This is a genomic window from Stenotrophomonas sp. CS3K5 (genome assembly GCF_059515225.1).
The window spans coordinates 131,230-156,391 of sequence record NZ_JCAKRX010000006.1; the positions used below are offsets into that span (position 1 = coordinate 131,230).

Annotated in this window: 23 protein-coding genes; 7 read left to right on the forward strand and 16 right to left on the reverse strand. The window is 66.9% G+C overall.

Annotated features, from left to right (window positions below; all coding sequences use genetic code 11):
- Window positions 1–19: 19 nt before the first annotated feature.
- The 5 genes from AC5YGJ_RS10950 to AC5YGJ_RS10970 form a co-directional block, all read right to left on the reverse strand.
- Complete coding sequence (locus AC5YGJ_RS10950) at window positions 20–547, reverse strand: F0F1 ATP synthase subunit delta (RefSeq protein ID WP_496186544.1); 528 nt, start codon at window positions 545–547, stop codon at window positions 20–22.
- Window positions 548–549: 2 nt separating this feature from the next.
- The gene (locus AC5YGJ_RS10955; protein WP_005419512.1) at window positions 550–1,020 is read right to left on the reverse strand and encodes a F0F1 ATP synthase subunit B; all 471 of its coding nucleotides are present in this window, start codon (window positions 1,018–1,020) and stop codon (window positions 550–552) included.
- A 106-nt stretch (window positions 1,021–1,126) separates the two neighbouring features.
- On the reverse strand, window positions 1,127–1,432 hold the full coding sequence (gene atpE / locus AC5YGJ_RS10960; protein WP_005411133.1) for a F0F1 ATP synthase subunit C: 306 nt from the start codon (window positions 1,430–1,432) through the stop codon (window positions 1,127–1,129).
- Between the two features lie 74 nt (window positions 1,433–1,506).
- The gene (atpB, locus tag AC5YGJ_RS10965; RefSeq protein WP_057496519.1) at window positions 1,507–2,307 is read right to left on the reverse strand and encodes a F0F1 ATP synthase subunit A; all 801 of its coding nucleotides are present in this window, start codon (window positions 2,305–2,307) and stop codon (window positions 1,507–1,509) included.
- 32 nt (window positions 2,308–2,339) lie between these two features.
- A complete protein-coding gene (locus tag AC5YGJ_RS10970; RefSeq protein WP_181358707.1) occupies window positions 2,340–2,705 on the reverse strand; it encodes a hypothetical protein in 366 nt (121 codons plus the stop codon).
- A gap of 459 nt (window positions 2,706–3,164) precedes the next feature.
- On the opposite strand from AC5YGJ_RS10970, the gene AC5YGJ_RS10975 reads away from it, so the two are divergent.
- Entirely contained in the window at window positions 3,165–3,983 is an 819-nt protein-coding gene (locus AC5YGJ_RS10975; RefSeq protein WP_279920569.1) for a hypothetical protein, read from the forward strand.
- A gap of 464 nt (window positions 3,984–4,447) precedes the next feature.
- Here AC5YGJ_RS10975 and lpdA read toward each other — a convergent pair whose 3' ends face one another.
- From lpdA to AC5YGJ_RS10990, 3 genes are all read right to left on the reverse strand, one after another.
- Window positions 4,448–6,256: a dihydrolipoyl dehydrogenase gene (lpdA, locus tag AC5YGJ_RS10980; protein ID WP_496186545.1), complete on the reverse strand. Its 1,809-nt coding sequence runs from the start codon at window positions 6,254–6,256 to the stop codon at window positions 4,448–4,450.
- 106 nt (window positions 6,257–6,362) lie between these two features.
- Window positions 6,363–8,075, reverse strand: coding sequence for a dihydrolipoyllysine-residue acetyltransferase (gene aceF, locus AC5YGJ_RS10985; RefSeq protein ID WP_496186546.1), 1,713 nt, complete (start codon window positions 8,073–8,075; stop codon window positions 6,363–6,365).
- A gap of 167 nt (window positions 8,076–8,242) precedes the next feature.
- Window positions 8,243–8,758, reverse strand: a complete 516-nt coding sequence (locus tag AC5YGJ_RS10990) for a DNA-deoxyinosine glycosylase (RefSeq protein WP_496186547.1) — start codon at window positions 8,756–8,758, stop codon at window positions 8,243–8,245.
- Window positions 8,759–8,944: 186 nt separating this feature from the next.
- Here AC5YGJ_RS10990 and AC5YGJ_RS10995 point away from each other — a divergent pair, with 186 nt between their 5' ends.
- From AC5YGJ_RS10995 to glpK, 3 genes are all read left to right on the forward strand, one after another.
- A complete protein-coding gene (locus tag AC5YGJ_RS10995) occupies window positions 8,945–9,580 on the forward strand; it encodes an OmpW/AlkL family protein (RefSeq protein WP_107231927.1) in 636 nt (211 codons plus the stop codon).
- 156 nt (window positions 9,581–9,736) lie between these two features.
- The gene (glpD, locus tag AC5YGJ_RS11000; protein ID WP_496186548.1) at window positions 9,737–11,221 is read left to right on the forward strand and encodes a glycerol-3-phosphate dehydrogenase; all 1,485 of its coding nucleotides are present in this window, start codon (window positions 9,737–9,739) and stop codon (window positions 11,219–11,221) included.
- 129 nt (window positions 11,222–11,350) lie between these two features.
- A complete protein-coding gene (gene glpK, locus AC5YGJ_RS11005; protein ID WP_496186549.1) occupies window positions 11,351–12,850 on the forward strand; it encodes a glycerol kinase GlpK in 1,500 nt (499 codons plus the stop codon).
- A 172-nt stretch (window positions 12,851–13,022) separates the two neighbouring features.
- Here the strand turns inward: glpK and AC5YGJ_RS11010 are convergent, their stop codons facing one another.
- Window positions 13,023–13,817 (reverse strand): MetQ/NlpA family ABC transporter substrate-binding protein, encoded by a 795-nt coding sequence (locus tag AC5YGJ_RS11010; protein ID WP_496186550.1) that lies wholly within the window; start codon window positions 13,815–13,817, stop codon window positions 13,023–13,025.
- A gap of 28 nt (window positions 13,818–13,845) precedes the next feature.
- On the reverse strand, window positions 13,846–14,817 hold the full coding sequence (locus AC5YGJ_RS11015) for a helix-turn-helix transcriptional regulator (RefSeq protein WP_107231923.1): 972 nt from the start codon (window positions 14,815–14,817) through the stop codon (window positions 13,846–13,848).
- Between the two features lie 81 nt (window positions 14,818–14,898).
- On the opposite strand from AC5YGJ_RS11015, the gene AC5YGJ_RS11020 reads away from it, so the two are divergent.
- Entirely contained in the window at window positions 14,899–15,501 is a 603-nt protein-coding gene (locus AC5YGJ_RS11020; RefSeq protein WP_496186551.1) for a hypothetical protein, read from the forward strand.
- Between the two features lie 106 nt (window positions 15,502–15,607).
- Entirely contained in the window at window positions 15,608–16,384 is a 777-nt protein-coding gene (locus tag AC5YGJ_RS11025; protein WP_107231921.1) for a DUF481 domain-containing protein, read from the forward strand.
- 69 nt (window positions 16,385–16,453) lie between these two features.
- Here the strand turns inward: AC5YGJ_RS11025 and hemC are convergent, their stop codons facing one another.
- From hemC to mdoH, 5 genes are all read right to left on the reverse strand, one after another.
- Entirely contained in the window at window positions 16,454–17,365 is a 912-nt protein-coding gene (gene hemC / locus AC5YGJ_RS11030; protein ID WP_496186552.1) for a hydroxymethylbilane synthase, read from the reverse strand.
- 543 nt (window positions 17,366–17,908) lie between these two features.
- On the reverse strand, window positions 17,909–18,640 hold the full coding sequence (locus AC5YGJ_RS11035) for a LytR/AlgR family response regulator transcription factor (RefSeq protein ID WP_107231919.1): 732 nt from the start codon (window positions 18,638–18,640) through the stop codon (window positions 17,909–17,911).
- A 10-nt stretch (window positions 18,641–18,650) separates the two neighbouring features.
- Window positions 18,651–19,694: a sensor histidine kinase gene (locus AC5YGJ_RS11040; protein ID WP_249842771.1), complete on the reverse strand. Its 1,044-nt coding sequence runs from the start codon at window positions 19,692–19,694 to the stop codon at window positions 18,651–18,653.
- 3 nt (window positions 19,695–19,697) lie between these two features.
- Window positions 19,698–20,357, reverse strand: a complete 660-nt coding sequence (locus AC5YGJ_RS11045; RefSeq protein ID WP_496186553.1) for an alpha/beta hydrolase — start codon at window positions 20,355–20,357, stop codon at window positions 19,698–19,700.
- Window positions 20,358–20,407: 50 nt separating this feature from the next.
- Window positions 20,408–22,333, reverse strand: a complete 1,926-nt coding sequence (gene mdoH, locus AC5YGJ_RS11050) for a glucans biosynthesis glucosyltransferase MdoH (protein ID WP_496186554.1) — start codon at window positions 22,331–22,333, stop codon at window positions 20,408–20,410.
- Between the two features lie 494 nt (window positions 22,334–22,827).
- On the opposite strand from mdoH, the gene AC5YGJ_RS11055 reads away from it, so the two are divergent.
- A complete protein-coding gene (locus tag AC5YGJ_RS11055) occupies window positions 22,828–24,873 on the forward strand; it encodes a TonB-dependent receptor domain-containing protein (protein ID WP_496186555.1) in 2,046 nt (681 codons plus the stop codon).
- Between the two features lie 57 nt (window positions 24,874–24,930).
- Here the strand turns inward: AC5YGJ_RS11055 and AC5YGJ_RS11060 are convergent, their stop codons facing one another.
- Window positions 24,931–25,101, reverse strand: coding sequence for a hypothetical protein (locus AC5YGJ_RS11060; protein ID WP_169050326.1), 171 nt, complete (start codon window positions 25,099–25,101; stop codon window positions 24,931–24,933).
- Between the last annotated feature and the right edge of the window lie 61 nt (window positions 25,102–25,162).

Below are 25,162 nucleotides of genomic sequence, written 5' to 3' on the forward strand. Positions count from 1 at the left end.
GGCCGGACGTTAAATGAATTCAGTTAGCGAGCGCGGTCTGCAGACGGGCCAGCTTGCCCTTCAGCGAACCATCGATGACCACGTCGCCGGCGTCGATCACGGCGCCGCCGATCAGCGAGGCATCCACCGCAGTGGTCACATCGACCTCGCAGTTGAAGCGCTTGCGCAGCGCGACCTTGATCGCGTCCAGCTCGCCGGCCGACAGTTCGGCGGCCGAGGTCACCGTGGCCTTGACCACGTGCTCGGCTTCGGCGCGCAGGGCGTCGAACATGCCGGCGATTTCCGGCAGCAGCGGCAGACGATGCGAATCGGCCAGGATGGCCAGGAAGCGCGAGTAGGTCTCGCCGTGGGACACCGGCGCCAGCAGGGCGACGGCGTCGTCACGACCCAGCTCCGGGTTGGCGAGCAGGGCCGCCACGCGCGGGTCGGCGGCGACGTGGGCGGAGAACGCCAGGGCGTCCGACCACGGCGCGAACGCGCCTTCGTCGCGCGCGGTCGCGAACGCGGCGCGGGCGTACGGGCGGGCAAGCGTGAGGGCCTGGCTCATCCTTAGATCTCCGAGGCCAGCTCGTCGAGCAGCGCCTTGTGGGCGTTGGCGTCGATTTCGCGCTTGAGCAGCTTTTCGGCACCGGTCACGGCCAGCGCGGACACCTGCTTGCGCAGATCTTCACGGGCACGGTTGGCGGCGGCGTCGATTTCAGCCTGGGCCAGTTCCTTCTGACGGGTGGCTTCGGTGATCGCTTCGTTGCGGGCAGCATCGACGATCTGGTTGGCGCGCGCGTGGGCCTGATCGATGATCTCGTTGGCCTTGGTGCGGGCTTCCTTCAGCGCTTCGTTGACCTTCTCCTGCGCCTGGGCCAGATCTTTCTGGCTACGGTCGGCAGCAGCGAGGCCTTCAGCAATCTTCTGCTGGCGCTCTTCGATCGCGTTCATCAGCGGCGGCCAGATCTTGGTCGCGATGATCCAGATCAGACCAGCGAAGGCGAGCGCCTGCGCGAGAAGGGTGAAATTGATATTCATGGTTAGCTCGATCGCTGGTTTCGGGGTGGACGCGCCGCCGTAGCGGCGCATCCGGCCTTCATCCGAAACCGGGTGCATCAGCACCCGGTCGTCTCAAACCGCTGTATCAGCCGGCCAGAGCCTTGGTGACGGCGCCAGCGAAGGCAGCCGACAGCGGGTTGGCGAAGGCCAGCAGCAGGCCGACGGCGACCGAGATGATGAACGCGGCGTCGATCAGGCCGGCGGTGATGAACATGCGGACCTGCAGGACCGGGATCAGTTCCGGCTGGCGGGCGGCCGACTCCAGGAACTTACCAGCCATGATGGCCAGACCCAGACCGGCGCCCAGCGCGGCCAGGCCGATCATGATGCCGACGGCAAGGGCGGTGGAGCTCTGAATCTGCGCGAAGTTGGTCAGGACGGCGAAGTACATGGTTATCTCCAGGAACTTAAGTTGCTAAGGGTGATGAAACGGATGAAGGTTGAAACGCGTTGAAGCTTGAAACGTTAGTGAGCGTCTTCCGACAGGCTCAGGTACACGATCGACAGCATCATGAAGATGAAGGCCTGCAGCGGGATCACCAGCAGGTGGAACAGCATCCAGCCAAGGCCGAACGCACCACCGGCAATGGCACCGAAGAAACCGGCACCACCCAGCACCCAGATCAGCAGGAACACGATTTCGCCGCCGAACATGTTGCCGAACAGTCGCATCGCCAGCGAGATCGGCTTGCTCAGCCACTCGACGATGTTGAGGATCAGGTTGAACGGCATCATCCACTTGCCGAACGGCGCCGTCAGGAATTCCTTGATGAAACCGCCCAGGCCCTTCGCACGCAGGGCGAAGAACAGCATCAGGAAGAACACGCTGAAGGCCATGCCCAGGGTGGCGTTGACGTCAGCGGTCGGCACCGGCTTCCAGTAGTGGATGCCGGCCATTTCCAGCGGCTTGGCGATGAAATCGGCCGGGATCATCTTCAGCAGATTCATCAGCAGAATCCAGAAGAAGATGGTGATGGCGATCGGCGTGACCAGCTTGCTCTTGCCGTGGTAGGTGTCCTTGGCCTGGCGGTCGACGAACTCCAGGCAGATTTCCACGAACGCCTGCCACTTGCCCGGCACGCCGGCAGTGGCCTTGCGGGTGCCCAGCCAGAAGGCAACCACGATCACCAGGCCCATCAGGACCGCGGTGAGGAAGGTATCGACGTGGATATGCCAGAACATCCCCTCGCCCTTGCCGACCGGAGCGGTCAGGTTCTGCAGGTGATGCTGGATGTAGCTGGTAGGGGTTAGAGCCTCGCCCGCCATGTGTCCGGAACCTTCAGTTATTTGAATTTCTGTCAACGCCTGGCCATGGCCAGGACCTGGAACATCAGGCCGACGGCGATACCGGCCAACAGCGCCAATGCAGGCAGCTTGAAGACCAGGAACCCCACCAGCAGGACGCCGAAAACGACCACCCACTTGGCCACGATCGCGACGATCAGCCGCGCCATCGCCGAACCCGCCGCCACCGCCCCACCACTGAGCGCCATTCGTGCCGCAACCCAGCCGCCGGCCGAAATGGCCACACCGGACGCCAGCGCGCCGAGGGCATATTTCGGACCCACCAGCAGGAAGGCCAGGGCCAGGACAGCGACCGCGGCCAGCGGGTAGACCGCGGCGCGCAGCATCAGTCGCCGACCCGCATCAACGGAGTTCAGCACAGGACGTCCCGCGTGGTTGCAAGTGGATGGCTGAGGCGGCTACAGCAGGGGGGCCTCATCGAGCCGCCAAATTATAGCAATGGGACAATTTGCGAGACAACCGCTCCCTGTTCATCCCGGAAGGCCGCAAGTTGCGGTAACGGTTACATTTTTGCGTTCCGCCCCGGGGACAATGACGTCCGTGTCATGTTGCAGTGCAATATTGAACTTTGGTCGCAGGCGGCGGAACTTTTGCTGCGGGCGTCGGTCCGATCTTGCGACCTGCCTGCAGCAACCTCGTCGACGCTCCGCCCCGCAGGTCCCACGATGGCCCCGAAGCCCGGCTCCGGGGCCATCTTTTTGCATCGCGGCGACAGCGCTGAACCGTCCACATGACGTGGACCATACGTTCACGGATGGTGGACGCCGGCGTCCGGCACAGTGGTTTTCATTCTGATGAACCCCTGCAAGGACTCTTCGATGCGCCCCGTACCCACCCTGCTCGCCCTCTCCCTGCTCGCCGCCGGCGCTTCGTTCGCCAATGCCGCACACGCCGCCGAAGGCGATGACCGCTTCGCCCTGCGCCTGGGTGCGATGAACATCGACTCGGACAACACGATCCGCGGCAAGACCAACGTCGCCGGCCAGGACATCGGCTTCTCCGAGGACTTCAAGCTGGGTGGCAAGGAGTGGGAACCGCGCATCGACGGCATGTTCCGCATCAGCAACCGCCAGCGCCTGCTGTTCAACTACTTCAAGTACGACAAGGACCGCCGCGAGACCCTCGGCCAGGACATCTCCTTCGGTGACGTCAACGTGCCGTCCGGCAGCTTCGTCAAGGGCGAGCTGAAGTACCAGGTGGCCAGCCTGGTCTATGACTACTCGGTGGTGGACACCGACACCTTCGATCTCGGCCTGCAGCTGGGTGCCGAGTACGCCAAGGTCAGCAGCAAGGCCTACGCCGATCTGGGCACCGTGTATGAGGGCCAGTTCCTCAACGAGAAGACCGACGGCGTGGCGCCGGTGGTCGGCGCGCGGCTGAGCTTCACCCCGTCGGAAAAGTGGATGATCACCCTGCAGGGCCAGTACCTGAACACCCGTTGGGGCAGCTTCGATGACTACAAGGGCGACCTGAGCCGCGCCAACGCCATCGTCGATTACCGCTTCACCCGGAACTTCGGTGTGTTCGCCGGCTACGACTGGTTCAAGCTCGATGCGGACAAGAAGGGCAGCGACGGCACCATCGGCCTGAAGCAGGAATTCAAGGGCCCGGTGGCCGGCGTCAGCTTCGTGTTCTGATCCCCTGCCTCTTCCACACACGCTCTCTCCTGGCGCGGCCTCCGGAACATCGGGGGCCGCGTTTTTTGTGCTGTTTTTCCCTGCGTGCAGGAGCAAGAGCAGCTGGGTCGAGCGTTTGAGGGAGAGGGGGATGGGTGCGAATGTCCCCGGGCGCCGGCCTGCGGCCGTCACCTCCTCCTTTACTTCGCACCCATCCCCCTCTCCCTCCGCGTGTCAGGCGTGCAGGCGGCCTAGGCCGTGGCTCTCGACTGTCCGGCAAGCCGAGCCGGTGCGCGGGTGGCAGGGGTTTGGACAACGTAAAGGAGGAGGCGACCGCCGCAGGCGGACGACGGGGTACCTTTGTCCAAACGTCTGCCACCCGCGCAGCGGCCCAGACCCTCGCGAGGTGCTGCCGAAGGCGTCCCCGCAGCCAACAAAAAACCCCGGCAGATGCCAGGGCTTTTCGTTCGCAAGGCGCGGGCGCCTTACTTCTTCTTCGGCATGTACAGATCGGTGATCGTGCCGTCGTAGATTTCCGAGGCCATCGCCACCGATTCGCTCAGCGTCGGGTGCGCGTGGATGGTGTGGCCGATGTCTTCGGCTTCGGCACCCATCTCGATGGCCAGGCCGATCTCGGCCAGCAGGTCGCCGGCATGCACGCCGACGATCGCACCACCGATGATGCGGTGGGTCTCTTCGTCGAAGATCAGCTTGGTGAAGCCCTCGGTACGGCCGATGCCGATCGCGCGGCCGCTGGCGGCCCACGGGAACTTGGCCACGCCGACCTTCAGACCCTTGGCCTTGGCTTCGGTCTCGGTCACGCCGACCCAGGCGATTTCCGGGTTGGTGTAGGCCACCGACGGAATCACGCGGGCCACCCATTCCTTCTTGTGGCCAGCGGCCACTTCGGCGGCCAGCTTGCCCTCGTGCGTGGCCTTGTGCGCCAGCATCGGGTTGCCGACGATATCGCCGATGGCAAAGATGTGCGGCACGTTGGTGCGCATCTGCCGGTCGACCGGAATGAAGCCGCGGTCGGTGACCTGCACGCCGGCCTTTTCGGCATCGATCTTCTTGCCGTTCGGCGAGCGGCCCACAGCCACCAGCACGCGATCGAAGGTGCCCTGCGCCAACGCCGGCGCCTGGCCTTCCTCGGCCGCTTCGAAGGTGACCGTGATGCCCTTGGCATCGGCGGTGACGCCCGAGGCCTTGGTCTTCAGGTGCACCTCAATGCCCTGCTTCTTCAGGCGGTCGGCCAGCGGCTTGACCAGATCCTTGTCGGCACCCGGCATCAGCTGGTCCATGAACTCGACCACGGTGACCTTGCTGCCCAGCGCGCCGTACACGGTGGCCATTTCCAGGCCGATGATGCCGCCGCCGACGACCAGCAGCGAGCCCGGCACTTCGGCCAGCTCCAGCGCGTCGGTGGAATCCATCACGCGCTTGTCGTCCCACGGGAAGTTCGGCAGCTTCACCGCCTGCGAACCGGCGGCGATGATGCACTTCTGGAAGCGCAGCAGCTGGGTGCTGCCGTCGGCGGCGGTGATTTCCAGTTCGTTGGCGGACACGAACTTGCCCACGCCCTGCACGCTGCGGACCTTGCGCTGCTTGGCCATGCCGGCCAGGCCCTTGGTCAGCTGGTTGACCACCTTTTCCTTGTACTGGCGCAGCTTGTCCAGGGTGATGGTGGGCTTGCCGAACTCGACGCCGAAATCACCGGCATGGGCCACTTCGTCGATGACCGCCGCGGCGTGCAGCAGGGCCTTGGACGGAATGCAGCCCACGTTGAGGCAGACGCCGCCGAGGCTGGAGTAGCGTTCGACCAGCACCGTATCCAGGCCGACGTCGGCGGCGCGGAAGGCAGCGGTGTAGCCGCCCGGGCCCGAGCCCAGCACGACCATCTCGCATTCGATGTCAGCCGGCTTGCCGCTGGACAGCGCCGGCTTCGGCGCGGCCGGCTCGGCCGGGGCACGGTGCGACGGGGTCACCGGCGGCTTGCTGGCCGGAGCGGCTGCTGCCGGGGCCGGCGCGGCGGCCTTGGCCGGGGCTTCGGCGGCGCCTTCGGCGTCCAGCACCACAACCACGGCGCCTTCAGACAGGGTGTCGCCCAGCTTGACCTTGATTTCCTTGACCACACCGGCGGCCGACGACGGCACTTCCAGGGTGGCCTTGTCCGATTCCAAGGTCACCAGACCCTGATCCTTCTTCACCGTGTCGCCGACGGCGACCAACACTTCGATCACCGGCACATCGCTGTAATCGCCGATGTCGGGAACCTTGACTTCAATCGTGGCCATGGTGGTTTTCCTTGTGCCCGGCCGGCATGGCCGGCGGGCTGTCACTGCATCTGTTCACGCGGCCGCGCCTGGGGCAGCGGCCGCACGGTGGGGGCGAAGCGGTGCCTTACAGCAGCACGCGGCGCATGTCGGCCAGTACCTGCGACAGGTACGTGGTGAAGCGTGCGGCCAGGGCGCCATCGATGACGCGGTGGTCGTAGCTCAGCGACAGCGGCAGCATCAGCTTCGGCGCGAATTCCTTGCCATTCCAGACCGGCTGGATGGAGGACTTGGACACGCCCAGGATGGCCACTTCCGGTGCATTGACGATGGGGGTGAACGCGGTGCCACCGATGCCGCCCAGCGAGCTGATCGAGAAGCAGCCACCGCTCATGTCGGCCGGGCCCAGCTTGCCGTCGCGCGCCTTCTTGGCCAGTTCGCCGGTTTCCTGGGCGATCTGCACCACACCCTTCTTGTCCACGTCGCGGATCACCGGCACGACCAGGCCGTTCGGCGTATCGGCAGCGAAACCGATGTGGAAGTACTTCTTCAGGGTCAGGTTTTCACCGCTGGCATCGAGCGAGGCGTTGAATTCCGGGAACTTCTTCAGCGCCGCGGCACTGGCCTTGATCAGGAAGGCGAGCATGGTCAGCTTGATGCCCGCCTTCTCGTTCTCCTTGTTCAGCGCCACGCGCAGGCCTTCCAGGTCGGTGATGTCGGCCTGTTCGAACTGGGTGACGTGCGGGATCATCGCCCAGTTGCGGGCCAGGTTCGCGCCGGAGATCTTCTTGATGCGCGACAGCGGCTGCACTTCGGTTTCGCCGAACTTGCTGAAGTCGACCTTCGGCCACGGCAGCAGGTTCAGGCCACCACCGGCAGCAGCGGCGGCACCGCCGGCAACCGGCACGCCACCGCTGAGCGCGGCCTTGACGAACTTCTGCACGTCACCCTTGGTGATGCGACCGCCCTTCTCGGTGCCGTTGATCTGCAGCAGGTCCACGCCCAGTTCGCGGGCGAACACGCGCACGGCCGGGGTGGCATAGGGCACCTTGGCCGGCAGCACGCCATCGGCGTTGAACTGCACCGGCGGGCTGGACGGCGTACCGGCAGAGGCGACCTCGCGGGCAGCCAGCTTGTCCGGCTGCGCCGGAACGGCGACCGGCTCAACCTTGGTAGCGGTCTCGGCAGCCGCCGGGGCGGCGGCAGCAGCAGCCTTGCTCGGGGCCGGAGCGGCGGCGCCTTCGGCTTCGATGATGGCAACCACGGCGCCCTGCGACAGAGTGTCGCCGACCTTGACCTTCAGTTCCTTGACCACGCCAGCCACCGAGGACGGCACTTCCATGGTGGCCTTGTCGCTTTCCAGCGTTACCAGGCCCTGGTCCTTCTTGACGGTGTCGCCCACGGCGACCAGCACCTCGATGACCGGGATGTCGGTGTAATCACCGATGTCCGGCACCAGGGCTTCAACGGCACCGCCGCTGGCGGCCGGGGCGGCCGGAGCAGCAGCGGCCGGGGCCGGCGCGCTCTGGGTGGCGGCAGCCGGGGCAGCGGCCTTGGCCGGGGCCGGTGCGGCGGCAGCCGGCTTGGCGGCCTCGCCTTCGGTCACTTCGATCAGCGCCACGACCTTGCCCTCGGACAGGTTGTCGCCGACCTTGACCTTGATTTCCTTGACCACACCGGCGACCGAGGACGGCACTTCCATGGTGGCCTTGTCGCTTTCCAGCGTGACCAGACCCTGGTCCTTCTTGACCGTATCGCCGACGGCGACAAGCACCTCGATTACCGGGATATCGCTGTAGTCACCGATATCGGGGACAAGTGCTTCCTTGATTTCGGCCATGGGGATAACTCCGGCAATCTGGTGTAGGGAAACGTCTATTGTGCGGCCAGCGGGGGTCTGCGCCAACCGTTACAGGTGTTTTCAGTACGCACGCAGCCGGGACAGGCTGTTGCCCATGGGCGGCGGCTGCGACCAGTCGGTAGCGTATTGTCGGCAGGATGTCCGCTTCATGTCGCCAGTGCGGCGGCCAGAGGCTGCCAGGCCTGGCGCAGTCGTGGCAACGACCACGCCGCGTTGGCCGGGCTGGTGGAGGGCAGTGCCAGCAGCGTTGGCGGGGCCGCCAGGTGGGGCAGAACCCAGCGCTGGTACGCCTGCAGCGCGGCACCACCGTTGCAGCCGATCAGCTTCAGCTCAGGCAGCTGCGCGATCAGTTCCGGCAACGCATTGGGGACTTCCGTGCCACGCACGATGCCCGCATCCAGGCTGCCGCGTCGTTCGCAGCGGCCGATCACATCCCACAGGCCAATACCGGCGGCCTTCGCTGCCTGCAGGCGTTGCGCATAGTCCAGATCCGCAGCGAACCCGCAGATCTCGGCCACGATCGGCCAGAAGCGATTGCGCGGGTGGGCGTAGTAACGCTGCTCCTGCAACGACGCCACACCCGGCATCGAACCGAGCAGCAGCACGCGGCAGTCCGCGTTCACCTGCGCGCGCAGGCCGATGCACAGCATCGCCGCGCTCACATCTTCTCCAACTGCATGAATGTCACCGCACGCGGAAATGCGCATGAAAACAGGCTTTTCGCACCCTTCGCTGAACAAGGAAAACCATTTTTTAACGCGCGTCGGATTCGATTCATGTTGAGGCGACTACGGTGTGCTCGCCCCGCAACCGGGGGCCCAAAACAAGAAACATTAGGAGATACCCCCATGCGCTCCATCCGTATCCTGAGTCTCGCCCTGCTGACCTCCGCTGCCTTCGCACCGGCCGCCTTCGCCCAGGACAGCAGCTCTGCCGACACTGCCTCGGGCAAGCATTTTGCCGTGGTTGGCGGCATCTCGCTGCTGGAACCGAAGAACGATCCGATCACCGGCGTGAAGAAGACCGATGGCGGCCCGGCGCCGACCGTCAGCTTCAGCTACTACATCAACGACAACTGGGCCGTTGAGCTGTGGGGCGCGGCCGACAAGTTCGACAACAAGTTCAAGGGCCCGAACAATGCCCGCCTGGGCTCGGTCGAGCAGCAGCCGATCGCGCTGAGCGGCCAGTACCACTTCGGCCAGGCTGACAACGTGTTCCGTCCGTTCGTGGGCGTGGGCTACTACCAGTCGAGCTTCAGCAACGAGAAGCTGGGCAACGGCGCTGACACCGACATCCGCTTCAAGGATGCCAAGGGCGTGATCGGCACCGTCGGCGTCGACATGAACATCAACTCCACCTGGTTCGCCCGTGCCGACGCCCGCTACATGCGCGCCCGCCCGGACATCAAGGTCGGCGGCGAGAAGATCGGCGAAGCCAAGATGGATCCGTGGACCGTCGGCTTCGGCATCGGCGCCCGCTTCTGATCCACGCTGCACCTGCTTGATTGATGTAACGCGACGGGCCCTGCGGGGCCCGTCGTCGTTTCCGTCACCCGCGTTCTGTAGAGTCGAGCTTGCTCGACTATCGCTCGGCACGGCAGTCGAGCAAGCTCGACTCTACAGACCGAATGCGGAGGCGCGATGGACGAAGTCGACCTGCTGGTGATCGGTGGCGGCATCAACGGCGCTGGCATCGCCCGTGATGCCAGCGGCCGCGGCCTGCGCGTGCTGCTGTGCGAGCAGCACGACCTGGCCGCACACACCTCCAGCGCCAGCAGCAAGCTGATCCACGGCGGGCTGCGCTATCTGGAACAGGGCGAGTTCGGCCTGGTGCGCAAGGCACTGGGCGAGCGCGAGGTGGTCCGGCGCCAGGCCCCTTTCCTGGTTCGACCACTGCGCTTCGTACTGCCGTGGGAACCCCACCTGCGCCCACGCTGGATGCTGCGCGCGGGGCTGTGGCTGTATGACCACCTGGGCCGGCGCAGCGACGCCTTCCCCGCCTCCCACGCACTGGACCTGCGGCATGACCCGCTCGGCACGTGGCTCTCGCCGACGCTGCGACAGGCCTTCAGCTACGCCGATGCGCAGGTGGATGATGCGCGGCTGGTGCTGCTCAATGCACTGGATGCCGCACAGCGGGGCACACGGGTGCAGGTGCACTGCCGCTGCGTGGATCTGCACGCCGAACAGGGCCGATGGCAGGCGCGGCTCGAAACGGCCGATGGCCGGCAGCAGCATGTAAGCGCCCGCGCGGTGGTCAATGCGGCCGGCCCATGGGCGGGCGGCCTGCTGGAACGGATGCAGGCGCGCAGCGGTGGCCCCGCGCTGCGGCTGGTACAGGGCAGCCACATCGTGCTGCACCGGCGCTGGCCCGATGACAGCGCCTGCCTGCTGCAGCAACCCGACGGCCGCGTGGTGTTCCTGCTCCCGTTCGCCCACGATCATCTGCTGATCGGCACCACCGACACCGACTATCGTGGCGACCCCGCGCGCTGCAGCGTGCTGCCAACTGAAGTGGCGTACCTGTGCGAGGCGGCCAGTCGCTACCTGCGTGAACCGGTCGTGCCGGATGAGGTGGTCTGGGAATTTGCCGGCGTGCGCCCGTTGCTGGCCGACCCGGACCCGCGCGCGGCGAAGCTGAGCCGCGATTATCGCCTGCAGCTGCAGGTGGCCCCGGCACCGGCGCTGCATGTACTGGGCGGCAAGCTGACCACCTACCGGGTACTGGCCGAAGAGGCGATGGACCTGCTGCGCCCGGCCCTGCCACAGATGGGGCAGGCCTGGACCGCTGCCGGAGAGCCGCTGCCCGGCAGTGACTGGGGAGACGCCGCACAGGCACGCGCGCACCTGCGGGAGCTTGCCCCCTGGTTGCCCGCCGATATCGCGCGGCGCTGGGCCGACACCTACGGCAGTCGCAGTGCCGGGCTGCTGCGCGGCGCGAAGGGCATCGATGATCTTGGCGAAGACTTTGGCGGCGGACTGCATGCACGCGAGGTCGGCTTCCTGCGCGAACACGAGTGGGCGCAGAGCGCCGAGGATGTGCTGTGGCGACGCAGCAAGCTCGGCCTGCGCCTGGATGCGGCACAGGTGGCACGGCTGCAGGCGTGGATGGAACCCGCATCGTAGAGTCGAGCTTGCTCAACTGCTGTGCAAAGCAGTCGAGCAAGCTCGACTCTACAGATTCCGGGCAATCCCACACACCGCACCGTCCATGACGATGCCTTAGGATTTCCCCAACGCCACCGGAGACGCCCCATGACGCCCCGCTACGTGCTGGCCATCGACCAGGGCACCACCAGTTCGCGCGCGATCCTGTTCGATCGGGCCGGCGACATCGTCGGCAGCGCGCAGCGCGAGTTCGCGCAGATCTTCCCGCAACCCGGCTGGGTCGAGCATGACCCGCGCGAGATCCTCACCAGCGTGTACGCCACGCTGACCGAACTGCTCAGCCGCGGGCAGATCGACCCACGCCACATTGCCGCGCTGGGCATCACCAACCAGCGCGAAACCACCGTGGTCTGGGACCGTGCCACCGGCCAGCCGATCCACAACGCCATCGTCTGGCAGTCGCGGCAGAGCCACGCGATCTGCGAGCGGCTGAAATCCGAAGGGCATGAGGCACTGATCCGCGAGCGTACCGGCCTGCTGATCGACGCCTATTTCTCCGCGACCAAGGTGCGCTGGATCCTCGACCACGTAGACGGCGCCCAGCAGCGGGCCGAGCGTGGCGAACTGCTGTTCGGCACCATCGACAGCTGGCTGGTGTGGAACCTCAGTGGCGGTCAGGCGCACGTGACCGACTACAGCAATGCCGCGCGCACCCTTATGTTCAACATCCACACGCTGGACTGGGACGACGACCTGCTGGCGCTGCTGGACATCCCGCGCGCGATGCTGCCGCAGGTGCGCGATTCCAGTGCGGTGTATGCGCACACCCGGCCGCAGTTCTTCTTCGACCATCCGATCCCGATCGCCGGCATCGCCGGTGACCAGCAGGCGGCGCTGTTCGGCCAGGCCTGCTTCCAGCCGGGCATGGTCAAGAACACCTACGGCACCGGTTGCTTCATGCTGATGCACACCGGCACTCAGGCGGTGCGTTCGCGCAACGGCCTGCTGACCACCATCGCCTGGGGCCTGGACGGGCGCGTGGAGTACGCGCTGGAAGGCTCGATCTTCATCGCCGGCTCGGTGGTGCAATGGCTGCGCGACGGGTTACGCATGATCGAGCGTGCCGGCGACAGCCAGGCGCTGGCCGCGCAGGTTCCCGACAGCGGCGGGGCCTATCTGGTCCCGGCCTTCGTTGGCCTGGGTGCGCCTTACTGGCGCAGCGACGTGCGTGGCGCGATGTTCGGCCTGACCCGCGGCACCCGCAAGGCGCACTTCGTGCGCGCGGCGCTGGAGTCCATGGCCTATCAGACCCGCGATGTGCTCGATGCGATGCAGTCCGATGCCGGCATCGCGCTGACCGAACTGCGTGCCGACGGCGGTGCGATCGGCAACGACTTCCTGGCCGGCTTCCAGGCCGACATTCTCGGCGTGCCGCTGCTGCGGCCACGGCTGACCGAAACCACCGCACTGGGCGCGGCGTATCTGGCCGGGCTGGCGGTGGGGTTCTGGACCAGCCGCGAACAGATCGCCGCGCAGTGGGGCCTGGACCGGCGCTTCGAACCCCAGATGGAGGTGGCCCGGCGCGAAAAGCTGTATGCCGGTTGGCAGCAGGCCGTGGCCGCCACCCTCGCCTTCCACGTCGATTGAGGGTAGTGCCGGCCGCTGGCCGGCAACCGCATGATCTTTGGCGGCGTTTGCAGATTGCCGGCCAGCGGCCGGCACTACCGCACGGCCAGAACGTCCGGCCGTGGCCGCCACCCTGGCCTTCCACGTCGATTGAGATTGGTAGCGCCGGGCATGGCCCGGCGCTACCCCAACATCAGAACGCCGGCAGCACCGCGCCCTTGTACTTGGTTTCGATGAAAGTCTTCACCTCCGGGCTGGTCAGTGCCTTGGCCAGCTTCTGCACGCGGGCGTCGTCCTTGTTGTCCGGGCGCGCGACCAGGAAGTTCACGTACGGCGAATCCTTGCTCTCGATCGCCAATGCGTCCTGGGTCGGGTTGAGGCCGGCATCCAGCGCGTAGTTGGTGTTGATCAGGGCCAGGTCGACCTGGTCCAGCACGCGCGGCAGCATCGCCGAGTCCAACTCGCGGAACTTCAGGTTCTTCGGGTTGGCGATGATGTCGCGCTGGGTAGCCAACGCATTGGTCGGGTCCTTCAGCTCGATCACCCCGGCCTTGTGCAGCAGGATCAGCGCGCGGCTGTTGTTGCTCGGGTCGTTGGGGATCACCACGTCGGCGCCTTCGCGCAGCTCGGCCAGCGACTTGATCTTGCGCGAGTACGCACCGAACGGCTCGATGTGCACGCCGATCACCTTGACCAGATCGGTCTTGCGGTCGCGGTTGTAGGCGTCCAGATACGGCTCGGTCTGGAAGTAGTTCACGTCCACCTGCTTCTGCACCAGCTGGTCGTTGGGCTGCACGTAGTCATTGAACACGCGCACGTCCAGGTCCACGCCTTCCTGCTTGAGGATCGGCTTGACCACCTCCAGGATCTCGGCATGCGGTACGGCCGTGGCGGCCACCACCAGCTTCTGCGAGGGCTCACCGGACTTGCCGCAGGCGGTCAGGGCCAGCGCAGCGGCGAGCAGGGGCAGCAACAGGGTCTTCTTCATGGGGGCAATGGGTCTCTCGGGGGGAGGGTCAGGCGTTTTCGTAGTTGCTCAGGGCCAGCTCAAGCAGCGCCTTGGCCTGCTCGCGCAGCATCATCGGCTCGACGATCTCGGCATCCGAGCCATAGTGCAGCACGTCCATCAGCAGTTCGCGCGAGACGCTGTAGGGCACCTTCAGCTCATAGCGGCCATCGGCCAGGAAACGGCCCTGCTGCTTGGAGTGCCAGTGCTCGTCGGCCACCCAGCGTGCGGCCTTGGCGCTGAACAGGATGGTTGCCCAGCCCTTCGGGGCACCGGAGAAGATGCCGTAGCTGGCGCCCAGCTGCTCATCCAGCTCGCTGTCGGCCACATCGCGGGCGGTGCTGTCGATCACCCGCGCCTTGTGGATGCGGTCCACGGCGAAACTGCGCAGGGCTTCGCGGTCGTGGTCCCAGGCGTCCAGGTACCAGTTGTCGCGGTAATGGGTCAAGCGCTGCGGCGATACGGTGCGCTTGGTCGGCTCGTCGGTGGAACGGGCGCGGTACTCGAACGCCAGCTGGCGGCGTTCCAGCACGGCCGAGGCCACGCTGCGGAAGCTGCCTTCATCGAACTTGCGGCCACGATGCGGGATCACCCGCACCCGGTCCACCGGCCAGCTGGACACACCCGCCTGCGCCGCCAGCAGGCTCTCGATGCGCTGCTGCAACGGTGCCAGCACCGACGACAGCACGCCGCCGCCAGTACGCGCCAGCAGATGCTGCGAGGCCAGCAGGGCGTGCAGCTCTTCCGAGCTGAGCCACAGGCCCGGCAGCTCGAAGCGGTCGCTCTCGTCGGCGTGGTAGCGGAAGCCGGCCTCGCCGTCGCCCTCGATCGGCGCCATCAGCGCATCGCGCAGGAAGGCCAGGTCGCGGTAGACGGTGGCGCGGGAACAACCGAGCTTGTCCTGCAGGGTCGCCACCGTCACCGGATAGCGCGCGGACTTGAGCAGACGATGCAGGGCGGTGATGCGTTCGTATCGGTCCATGCCCCCGATTATGTCCGAGTCGCGGGTCTTGTGTGGGACGTTTGGGCTATCGTGGGCGCCCCCGCCCCCATGGAAGCCCCGATGCGCCGGTTGCCTGCCCTGCCCCTGCTGGCCTGTCTGCTGCTGGCCGCCTGCAACGGAGCACCGCCCCCGGCGTCCTCCGCCGCCGTGGTCCCGGCCGCCGACCCGGCCCAGGCGGTGCTGGCCGCCAGCCAGCGATTTGCCGCCCTGCGCAGCTTCCATGCCGAGCTGGAGCTGCTGGGTGCGCCGCAGCCGGTGCGCAGTTCGATGGACTTCGTCGCCCCCGACCGCTTCCGGGTGCAGACCCCGGCCGGTGCGCAGACGATCATCGGCGATACCCTGTTCCTGCAGGCCGATGGCGCCATCCGCCAGGTGCCGGCCCCGGCGGGCCTGCTCGAACAGTGGCGCAATCCACTGCCGGCCGACGCCCTGCCCGCCGACCTGCAGGCCGAAGACCTCGGCGACCAGCTGCTGGATGGGGTCCAGACCCGCCACTACCGGCTGCGCGGTACGCAGCCCGGCGAGCGCCTCGAATACTGGCTGGATGCGCAGGGCCTGCCGCGGCAACTGGTACGCAGTGGCAGCAGCAATGGTCGCAGCTTCCAGCTGCGGCTGCGGTATTCGCGCTTCAACGACCCGGCACTGCGCGTCGATCTGCCCTGAATGGGCGATCGCGGCAACGCCTGCTGAAGCCGGTTTTGGATCGATTCGGACCGCCATCACGCTTCCAGTATCATCACCGGCTGTCAACCGCTTCGGAGAAGCCTCGATGTCCCTGCGCGTGTCCCTGCTGATTCCCCTGCTGCTGTGCGCGCCGCTGGCGTACGCGCAGGATGCCTCCGAACTGGCGGCGATGTCTTCGCCGTGGAGCGGCAGCGGCGGCGAGCTCGGCTTTGCCTCGGCGCGCGGCAACAGCAGCACCGAGAGCTTCAACGGCCGCCTGCGCCTGCGCTACACCGACGGCGACTGGGTGCACAGCATGGACCTGTTCGGCCTGCGCTCCAGCTCCAAGGTGACCGAGACCAACGACGACGGCACCACCACCCGCCGCAACAACACCACCGCCAACCGCTACACCGGCAGTGCCGGCAGCGCGCTGCAGCTGGGCGAGCACCGCCAGCTGACCGCGACGGTGCGTACCGAACGCGATGATTTCGCCACCTACGACCGCCAGAGCTCGTTCGGTCTGGGTTACGGCACCCGCCTGTGGAACACCGAGCGTTTCTCGTTTGATGCCCAGCTCGGCCCCGGTGTGCGCCGCACCCACAGCACCGAGGACGACCGCACCCGCACCGGCATGATCGGTCGCGGCCTGTTCGACCTGAAGTACTCGCTGACCGACAACACCGACCTGGTGAACACGCTGCTGGTCGAGTCCGGTTCGTACAACACCTTCGGCCAGAACGACTTCGGCGTGTCGGTGAGCATGAACGAGCACCTGGCGCTGAAGGCCGGCTGGCAGGCGCGTTACAACAGTGACGTGGCCGAGGACAAGCGCAAGACCGATACGCTGACCACCATGAACGTGGTCTACAAGTTCAAGTGAACAGAACGGGCGCCAGGGCGCCCGTTTTCTTTCGGTAGTGCCGGCCGCTGGCCGGCACTACCTGATGGCTCAGACGTCCAGCAGTTCGCCTGCGCCTGCGTCCAGCAGCATTCTCGCTACCTGCTGTCCCAGCGCGTCCGGGTCGCTGGCCGGGCCCACTGCCTCGGCACGCACTGCGCGGCCATCGCTGGCACTGCCCACCAGCCCCTGCAGGTGCAGGTCCTGGCCCTGCCACTGCGCGATCGCCGCCACCGGCACATGGCAGCTGCCATGCAGCGCGCGGTTCATCGCCCGCTCCGCCTCGACGCAGGCACGCGTAGCGGCATCATCCAGGCCGGCGAACAGCGCCATCAGGCGCGTATTGCCACCATCGCATTCCACCGCCACCGCGCCCTGCGCCGGTGCCGGCAACCACTGCGGCGGCTGCAGACGCGCGACGATGCGATTGCCCAGGCCGAGCCGCTCCAGCCCGGCCACCGCCAGCACGATGGCGTCGTAGCCGCCGTTGTCGAGCTTGGCCAGGCGGGTGTTGACGTTGCCGCGCAGATCCAGCAGTTCCAGATCCGGGCGTAGCGCGCGAAGCTGGGCCTGCCGGCGCAGTGACGATGTGCCGACCCGCGCACCGATCGGCAGCGCGTCCAGCGAGGCGTAGAGGTTGGAGACAAAGCCGTCGGCAGGGTCGTGGCGGGTGAGCATCGCCGGCAGCGCGAACGGCGCGTCCAGCTCCATCGGCACGTCCTTCAGCGAGTGGACGGCACAATCAGCCTCTCCACGCAGCATGGCCAGCTCCAGCTCTTTCAGGAACAGCCCCTTGCCACCGATGGCCGCCAGCGAGCGGTCCAGCACTTCGTCACCGCGGGTGCTCATCGGTACCAGTTCCACATGCAGGCCGGGGTGGGCATGGCGCAGGCGATCGGCGACGTGTTCGCTCTGCCAGAGGGCGAGCGGGCTCTTGCGGGTGGCGATGCGGACGGTTTCCATCGGCACATTATCGCGCCTCCGGCGCGGATACGGCCAACGGCGGAGTTCCTCCTGGCTGGGGCGAACGGCTGGATCATTGCGTTTGGCCGGGCGGGGTGGGTTCGCGGGGGACGCCGTGAATCCGTCCGTGGAGGCTTGGCCGCGGCATCCATGCCGCGGACACCCCCGCCAACCCACCCCGCCCGGCCTCTGACAGTTTCCGTGCGCGCCAGCCACGGAAGATCAAAAGAAAAGCGGAGCAACAGCGGATCGCTTCGCTCTGAGTCGAGCATGGCTCGACTCTACATTTCTCTCCCCCTCCGATAACACCAACGCTCTTGCTGTCCGACGCAGGAGACAACGAGAGGGTTGGGCCGGGGTGGGGTGGCGGGACCGTTGGCGCCATGGATGGCGCCATCGAGCTGACAGGGATGTACTTGCAGCGTGTCCCGCCACCCCACCCCGGCCCGACCCAGCACGTAGGAACACCGAGCCATGACCCGCTGTTGCTGTTGATGTTGATGTTGATTTCGAAGCAGTCGCGGCCGCAGGCCGCGCGGAACCCTACAGATGCCGCAATTCCTGCTTCAGCGTCGCCACGCAGCGGCGGCTGACTTCCAACGGTTGCTTGCCATGCCGCAGCACCGCCTGCACCTGCCCGCCAGTGCCACGGCGCAGTTCGACCAGCTCATGCCGCGCCACCAGGCAGTTGCGATGGATGCGGATGAAACGGCTGGCGAATTCCTCTTCCAGCGACTTCAACGACTCCTCGATCAGATCCTCTCCGCGCGCATGGTGCACCACCACGTACTTCTCTTCGGCCTGCAGGTAGTGGATGTCGTCCAGCGGAATCAGCCGCAGGCTGCCACGCAGGCGCGCGCACAGCATGCTGCGCGCCTGCTGCCCGCTGTTGTCATGCGGCTGGCCGTCACGGCCGGCCAGGAAGGTGCGCGCACGCGCGATCGCCGCGGCCAGCCGCTCGGCGCGCACCGGCTTCATCAGATAGTCGATGGCCGCCGCCTCGAAGGCCGACAGCGCGTGTGCATCGTAGGCGGTGCAGAACACAACGGCCGGCCGCGGCTCGAAACTGGCCAGATGACGCGCTGCCTCCAACCCGTCCAGTCCGGGCATCGCGATGTCCAGCAGGACCAGGTCCGGCTGCAGTTCCGCGCACGCGTGCAGGGCCTGTTCGCCGTTGCCGGCTTCGGCCACCACGTCCACGCCCTCCTGCGCCGCCAGCAGGCTGCGCAGGCGCTCGCGCGCCAGCGGTTCGTCATCGGCGATGACTACCCTCACGATCGTTCCCTCACTGGATCGGCACTGTCACCTGGCAGGCATAGTAGCCCTCGCTCCAGCCAGCCGTCATCCGCGCGGCGCTGCCGAAGCGCCAGGCCAGCCGATGGCCGATGCTGTGCTGGGCGTGGCCAGCGCCACGCGCCAGGGCCAGCCCGGGCGCTTGCGGGTCGGGCGCCGGATTGCGGACGCGGATCTGCAGTTCATTGCCTTCGCAGGCCAGCTGCAGCTCGATGGTGCCGCCCTCAGGCAGGCGCGAGATGCCATGCAGCACGGCATTTTCGACCAGCGGCTGCAGCACCAGGCGCGGCAAGGGCTGATCCCACGGCAGTGGCTCATCACGCTGCCAGCGCACCTGCAGACGTTCGCCCAGGCGCAGCGATTCGATGGAGAGATAGCGCTCGGCCAGTTCGCATTCGTCGCGCAACGTGGAATCGCCCTCGCCCGCCCCCAGTGCCGCGCGGAACAGGTCGGACAGATCCAGCACTGCACGCTCGGCCACCGCCGGGTCGCGATGCAGCAGGCTGGCGATCAGGTTCATGCTGTTGAACAGGAAATGCGGTCGGATGCGCGCCTGCAGTGCATCGGCCTGCGCGCGTGCATTGGCCTGCACCTGCGCCGCCCAACGGTCACTCACATAGAAATAGCGCAGCGCCAGGGCGGTGATCAGCGCGGTGGTCGCCGCACTGCCCAGGGTGAAACGCCAGAAGCTGATGCCGCGCGCGAAGCTGTCACCCAGCACCGCGTAAAGCGCATGCACGATGCCGGCGCAGACCACCGCGATCAGCGCCGCCAGCGCAATCGCCGTGACCGCGCCCAGCATCTGCGGCAGGCTCGACAGCGCCTGCCGCAGCAGGCACAGGCTGGCGGTCACCGCCAGCGCCAGCCACAGCGCGAAGCCACTGGCCGAGAGCAGTTCGCCGAAGGTCCAGTGACGACTGCCATCGGGTGCCAGGGCCAGCACCACCACCACCAGCTCGGCCAGGCCGAGCATCGCCGCAACCCGCGGCAGGCGGCACAGCTCCGGCATCCAGGGGGGCGCGCTGGCCGGCGACATGGCTCAGGCAGCGCCCAGCCGGTCATGCAGCCAGTCACCCAGCGCCTGGATTTCTTCGGCGCAGACCTGGTGGGCCATCGGGTAGCTGTGCCATTCCATCTCCAGCCCCAGCGTGCGCAGCGTCTGTGCGCTGTGCGCGGCCACCGCCTGCGGAATCACCGGGTCGCTGCTGCCATGGGCCATGAATACCGGCACCTGCACCGCTCCCTCCGCCCGGGTGGCCGCATCGGCATCGGGAAGGTAGGTCGACAGTGCGATCAGCCCGGCCAACGGCGCGGTGCGCGACAGCGCGGCGGTAAGGATGATCGCGCCGCCCTGCGAGAAGCCGGCCAGGAAGATCTTTTCCGCGGCGATGCCGCGCGCGATCTCGCGCGCGATCAGCGCATCGAGCTGCGCCACCGATTCACGCACGCCGGCCATGTCGGCGCGCGAACGGAAATCCATGCCGACGATGTCATACCAGCCACGCATCGGCACGCCGTTGTTGATGGTGATCGGCCGCACCGGTGCATGTGGAAACACGAAGCGGAGCGCCGGCCAGTGCGGGCGCACCAGTTCCGGCACGATCGGCGCGAAATCGTGGCCGTCGGCGCCGAGCCCGTGCAGCCAGATCACCGACCATTGCGGCGAGGCGCCGGTTTCCTGTTCCACCGTTTGCAGCATGATGCGGCTCCTTCAAGTTCGAGCCGCATTATGCCGCTGGCGCGGGGCGATCAGTACAGGGGTGGCTGCTCGCCCGCTTCCCGGCGCAGCTGCGCGGCCCGCACCAGCACCGGCGGCGGAATGTTCTCTTCCGGGATGTCGAGCAGGCCCAGGCGATGCAGGAAGGCGCCCGGACCACGCGAAGAGGTCAGCGCCACCACCGGAATGGCCAGCACCATGCCGATCACCACCGGCGCCATCCAGGCGGCCAGCGACGGCGACACCGCCCAGGCCAGCACCCCCATGAAGGCGCCGAACACGCCCAGCCCGCCATAGCCGCGGATCAAGGCCATCCACGAAATGCCGCCATCGTCACGCTGCTGCGCGTCCCAGCCGGAATCGCGCCCGGACAGCACTTCGGCCACGCCGCGCGACTGCACGTACATCACCACCGGCGCCATCAGCGCGGCCAGCACGGTTTCCACCAGCATCGACACGAACGCACGGATCGCACCGCCACAGCCACGGCGGTCGACCGGGTCCAGCAGCATCGCCAGGTAGCCCAGCACCTTGGGCAGCAGCAGCACCGCCATGGTGGCGGCGAACAGGCGTACCACCTGCTCCTCGTCCTGGGCACGCCAGTACACGCTGGGGGACAGGTGCAGCAGGGCGTTGAAGTCGATGCCCTCCTGGAACAACGGGATGGCGATGCCGATCAGCATCAGCATCGCCCACATCGGCGCGGTGAAGTAATGGCCGATGCCGATCAGCATGTGCGTGCGGCTGATCCAGTGCAGGCCGCGGCTGCCGACCACCTTGCCGTGCTGCAGGTTGCCCTGGCACCAGCGGCGGTCGCGCACCAGCAGGTCGGTCAGCGTCGGCGGGCCTTCTTCATAGCTGCCGCCCAGGTACGGCACCATGTGCGCGGCCCAACCGCCACGCCGCATCAGTGCCGCTTCAACGAAGTCATGGCTGAGCACGTGGCCGCCGAACGGCTTGCGCCCCGGCAGCGCCGGCAGGCCGGCGTGGTCGGCGAAGGCACGGGTGCGGATGATCGCGTTGTGGCCCCAGTAGTTGCTCTCGGCGCCATGCCACCAGGCCACGCCACGGGCGATCACCGGGCCGTACACGCGGCCGCCGAACTGCTGCATGCGCGCAAACAGGGTGCGCCCGCCGATCACCGACGGCAGGGTCTGGATCAGGCCGACATCGGCGTTGTGCTCCATGCCGGCCACCAGGCGCACGATGCTGTCGCCGGTCATCAGGCTGTCGGCGTCGAGGATCAGCATCTGCGGGTAGGCGCCACCGAAGCGGCGCACCCAGTCGGCGATATTGCCAGCCTTGCGCCCGCTGTTGTCGCCACGGCGGCGATAGAACAGCCGCGTCATGCCCTCCGGAACCCGCTCGCGCAGTTCGGCGAACACCTGCTCCTCGGCGCGCGCGATGTCCTCGCGCCGGGTATCGCTGAGCACGAAGAAGTCGAAACGTTCGAGCTGGCCGGTGGCCGCCACCGATTCGTAGATTGCCTGCAGGCCGGCCAGCAGGCGCCGCGGATCTTCGTTGTAGGTCGGCATCAGCAGCGCGGTGCGGCTGTGTACGGTCGGCAGCGGTTTGTCCGGATCGATGCCCAGGCGGTAGCCGCGGTCGAACACTGCGGTCAGGAAGCCGGCCAGGGCGCTGGCGAAGGACAGCGCGATCCAGGCGAACAGGCCGACGAACAACACCAGCAGGCAGGCTTCGAGCACGCTGATGCCGTTGGCCGACAGCACCCGCCACATCATCCGCGTGGCCAGGGCCGTCATGGCCAGGGTGCCGCCGAAAATATAGAAACGACGCAGGCCGATCAGGCGCGGCGACGTACGATGCCGACGGACCTTCAGCGCGCCCTGGCGCAGGGTCTGCTCGGGCATCGGCAACGGTGATTCGGCCGGCAGCAGTGCCCAGCCGGCATCAAGCCCGGGCGTATCGGCTTCAGCGTGGATGGTCTGCACCCCCATTGCCGCCTACTCCGCGCAGTCGGCACGGCCGGCCATCCCGGCCGGGCTGCATGCACCAAGGTTCCCGGCGCGCTTTCCCGGCGCCCGCACTTGTCCTGGCTGCGTCGGCACAAGGCCACACAGTCGATGTCTGTCACTACCGGAACCCACACGATCTCCAACGGGGCGGAATCGAAAATGCGGCCCAGTCTAGGGCGCCGGATGTAAGCCGGGTGCGAAGGTCTACGCCGGGATTTCTCCCCATTCAGCCAATAGCAGGCGAGCGGGCGCGGTGCGCGCTGGATGTCACGATGTCGCCCCGGGTACTGGATCGTATCAAACGCGAACAGTTATCATTTCATTAACCAGGCAGGTCGCCGTCTTCCTCACGGCCCAGACCCACCCAGCTGCGCCGGTCCGAACCGCGCACCCCAGATGACCCATGGAAGGGGCTGGCTGCCGATTGCCTGCGCCTGCTGCTTCCACCGGGTCCCCCACCTCCCATGGAAGCCGTCATGTCCCTGCCGTCCCACCCCCGCTCCGCGCGCCTGCCGCGTACCCGCCTGGCCCACGCCCTGGCCACCGCCTGCCTGCTGACCCTGCCCGGCCTGGCCGCCGCCGAGGCCAGCGCCGATGCCTCCACCAAGGATCTGGACACCGTGGTGGTCACCGCCTCAGGCAACCAGCAATGGATCAAGGATGCGCCGGCCAGCATCAGCGTGATCAGCCGCGAGGACATCGAGCGGCAGCCGGTGCACGACCTGGCCACCCTGCTCAGCCGCGTGCCCGGCGTCACCGGCGGCCTGAGTGCGGCTGGCGAACAGTCCAAGATCAAGCTGCGCGGGATGCCGTCCAACTACACGCTGGTGCTGGTGGACGGCAAGCGCATGGGCAGCTCGGCCTCGACCAACTACCGGCCGGACCTGGGCCGCCAGGACCTGAACTGGATTTCGCCCGACCAGATCGAGCGCATCGAAGTGGTGCGCGGGCCGATGTCCTCACTGTACGGCTCCGACGCCATGGGCGGGGTGATCAACATCATCACCAAGCGCATCGGCGATGAGTGGCGCGGCAGTGCCACCCACAGCTATACCCGCCCCGGCGATGACACGCGCGGCGACACCCAGCAGATCGGCGCAACGTTCTCCGGCCCGCTCAGCGAGCGGGTCGGGCTGCGCATCGGCGCCAACAGCATGCGGCGCGATTCCGACCGGTCCAACGGTGGTGTCTACGGCAATGCCTATGCCGGCGAGAAGGACCGCAACGTCGATGCATTGCTGCAATGGAAACTGAGCGACGCGCAGGACGTATCGCTTGAAGCGGGCCACGGCGTGCAGCAGGCCTTCATCGACACCGCACTGGAGCAGCAGGACGAAGGCGCCTGGGGGGCCAGTGAACTCAAGCGCAGCTCGCTGGCACTCAACCACGATGGCACGTGGAGCTTCGGCACCTCCAGGATCAGTGCGTACTGGACCGAGTACAAGAATGACATCGGCGCGACCGGCCGCTCCGAGGCCACCGACACCATCATCGAAGGCAGCCTGACCACGCCGTTCACGCTGGGCGTGGAGCACCAGTTCGCCGTCGGTGGCCAGTGGAAGCGCCAGGAACTGACCAACACCGATACCATCGGCCGCGCGCCGATCGACTACGCCGGCAATCCGGTCAATGGCTCGAGCCTGGAAGTGGATACCTGGGCCCTGTTCGTGGAGGACGAACTGAAGCTGCACCGCACCCTGGCACTGACGTTGGGCGCACGCCTGGACCATCACGAGAAATTCGGCGGCCACGTCAGTCCGCGTGCCTACCTGGTCTGGCACCCGGCCGAGCAGTGGACGATCCGCGGCGGCATCTCCAAGGGCTTCCGCGCGCCGAGCCTGACCGAGAACTCGCCCAATGCCGCCACCCAGTCCGGCGGTCGTGGCTGTACCTCGCTGATCCCGTTGGGCTACACCCGCGGCGGCTGCTACATGGCCGGCAACCCGGATCTGGATCCGGAGACCAGCACCAACCGCGAGATCGGCATCAGCTTCGACAATGAACGTGTCGATGCCGGCCTGACCTACTTCCATACCGATTTCAGGAACAAGATCGAGTACGCGCCGCTGGGCCGGTTCAACGGCATCTGGTGGACGCGGATGAGCAACGTCCAGCGCGCGCGTACCAGCGGCATGGAAGGCAACCTCAACGTGCGCTTCGGCGAGCACTGGCGCTGGCGCACCTCGGCGACCTGGATGAAGGAAGCCAAGAACCTGACCACCGGCCGCAACCTGATCGACACCCCGGAATTCTCGGGATACTCGTCGCTGGACTGGACGCCCAACACGGTGTTTTCCAGCAGCCTGTCGGCACAGTACACCGGCAAGCAGACCGGCGTGGCCACCACCTTCTTCAAGGCCTACACCCTGTATGACCTGACCGCGGCATGGAACGTCAACGAGGTACTGACCCTGCGCGGTGGCGTCAGCAACCTGGCCGACAAGAAACTGTATGCCGAAGGCTCCACCGACTACTTCGTCGCGGGGCGCAGCTACTTCTTCAGCATGACCGCACGCTTCTGATCGATGCGCGTCGGGATCGCGCTGGCCATGTGCCAGCGCGATCGTTGCCGTTGCGCGTTACTCGCTTTCCAGCGCGGCCGGTGCCGCGTTCTGCGTGGCCGCCGTGCGCGCACGGTCCATGGCCACCGCCAGTTGCTGGCGTGCGAGCAGTTGTTGTGCCTGCACCACTTCAGGTGTCGGCAGGAGCACCGGTCCCGGTGCGTTTTCCGGTGTAGCAGGTGTGGTCATGCAACCTCCATGGACATCCCGCTGCCATCCGGGTTCAGCTGGAACGGCAGCGGAACTGCGC